General features: G+C 60.0%; 1 protein-coding gene. It reads right to left on the reverse strand.

Features of this window, described 5'->3' with window-relative positions:
- The coding region (locus AC1DY5_RS51090) for an alkaline phosphatase family protein (protein WP_478121926.1) at positions 1–1,250 on the reverse strand (1,250 nt) is incomplete at its 3' end.
- Positions 1,251–2,525: the final 1,275 nt, after the last annotated feature.

Here is a 2,525-nt window from a genome sequence, read left to right on the forward strand (position 1 = left end):
GGAAAGTGGTCGCCTGCGTAGATGCGGTACTGCACGCCTGCCTTCCTGAGCAGGTCATAGATGGTCCCGTGTTTGAACGTGAATCCGGGGTGGAGCGAGTCGCTACCTTGCGCGACCAGGATCTCCGTTTGGTCTGGAGATCGGTCCCAGGTACCGCAGGTCGCCGCATGCGCAAACATGCGGTTGGGCTCGGTCGGTCCGGGCATCGATGAAAACCAATGGTCGCAAACCACGAATTCCTTCGCCAATGCGCTCAGGACGGGCAATCGACCTGGACCGAAGCATTTCATGACTACGCCCAGGTCGAAACTCGCCTCCTGTGCGTTCAGCGCGTCGATCGTCAGGGCACTGTTCAAGCCTGACGCCGACAAAGCATCCTTGCGACGTTTTGCGAACTGAGCGGCTACTCTCTTCTGATAGTTCGCCACAAAGCCGCGGTTAGTGATCGGTGTTGGGTAGGCGGAGCCCTCCAGATCGAAGGGAGGATCCATGGAAAGCTCGGTCAGTTGTTCAAGCACGTCCACAAATTCATGGGCCGGGCCGATGCTTATCAAATCGGGTGCTCCCGTAGCGACCGTGTGCGTATGGACGATGCCGGCGCTGTCGGTGAAGTCGTTCGATTCGTCGCCTTTCAGACCGTCTATCGTCGTCGGCTTTCCCGTCAATGCATCGGTCCCGGTGATGCCAGAGAACCCAAGCATGTGGTCAAACGACCGATTCTCGAGCATCAGCACAAAGACGTGTTTGATCGGGCTGCCGAAATCGCCCAGCGAAGTGAAGACGCCGCCAACAGGATCGGCAACAAACAAGGCGAAGCGGTCGCCAGCAACTGGAACCGCGGCAATGGACGTGTTGGGCCCGGCGTGGCCTTCGGACACGCTGAGCCACGGACTCCAGCCGGTCTCTGCATTCCCCGATGCGGCGAAGACTCCGCCACGAACATCGGCGAGAAACAAGGCAAAGCGGTTCCCGGCGAACAGAACTGCCGTGATGGATGTCTTGGGTCCAGCGCGGCCCTCGGAAACGCTCGACCATGGACTCCAACCCTGCTCTACATTGCCTGACGCGGTGAAGACTCCCCCGTCGGGATCGGCCAGAAACAGGGCAATGCGGCCGCCGGCGAACGGAACTGCCGTGATGGATGTACTGGGCCCGGCGCGGCCCTCAGATACGCTGGACCAAGGGCTCCAGCCGTTCTGTGCATTCCCAGACGACGTGAAGACTCCGCCACCAGGATCGGACAGAAACAAGGCAAATCGCCCCCCAGCGATCGGTAGAGCCGTGATGGATGTATTGGTCCCGGCATGGCCCTGGGACACACTGGACCATGGGCTCCAGCCGCGCTCTGAGTTGCCCGACGCTGTGAAGACTCCACCACCCGGATCGGCGAGAAACAAAGCAAAGCGGCCTCGTGCGAGAGGAACCGCAGCGATAGAGGTGTTTGGCCCGGCGTGGCCCTCGGACACGCTGGACCAAGGGCTCCAGCCGTTCTGTGCATTCCCAGACGCCGTAAAGACTCCGCCACCAGGATCGGCGAGAAACAAGGCGAAGCGGCCGCCGGCGATTGATACCGCCGTGATCGATGTGTTGGGCCCGGCGTGGCCTTGGGAGACACTGGACCAAGGGCTCCAGCCGTGCTCTGCGCTACCCGACGCAGTGAAGACTCCACCACCAGGATCGGCAAGGAACAAGGCAACGCGGCTTCCATCGATCGGGGCCGTCGTGATAGATGAATTCGGCCCGGCACGGCCCTCGGATGCGCTTGACCATGGATCCCAGTTCATAGGTTCCCCAATTCCCGACACCAGTGGGACGTTGTTGGTGATCGCATCCCGATGCAGGTGGAGCATCTGCGCATGAGTACATTCATGCTACTCGCTGTGCGGCGGCAAGGTGAAGATTTCCTCCATTGGTTTGGGCAGGCAGCGCAGTTCGAGTTGGCAACGAACAGTCATTCAGCCGACACACTACGCCGACCAGCGTCAACCGTCGTCGAACCCGATCCCGTGTTCTCCGCGCAGCGTGCGACAACGGGCCACGTCTGCTTCTTAAGGTGCACCGGTCAGGCAATCGACCAACTACCGTTTGGGGCCCAACAATCCGACCAGCGGCTCTGCTCGGATGTCGTCAATGAGGTTGGCGAAGGCAAGTTCAGACAAGTAGACTGGCCGGTGGCGAAGGAAAGCCCCGATGTCAGCTTTCGGCGGCCGCCGTCATTCGCCAGAGAAGTCCGAACGACCGTAGCCATTTAGATGCTATGTGGGACTACCCGAGGGAGACCCGTTTAGCTGCTAGGCCACTACTACTCGTCTGAAATGTGGATGTCCCGAATCAAAGCGCCCACGAGGTTGGGCGTTTTAGATCAGCGATAGCAGATCGACGCGGTGTTGGAAGCCGTCGAAATACCAGCACGCGGCCAGCCGCTACGCAATAAACCTCATGATTTCGTCGACCGCATCACGGCGAAGCCATGGATGAACGTGCTCGTTCTTAATTGGCCCGTGATGCTTCGTTGTGATTCGGAT

Source organism: Variovorax sp. P4_D9, assembly GCF_056401695.1.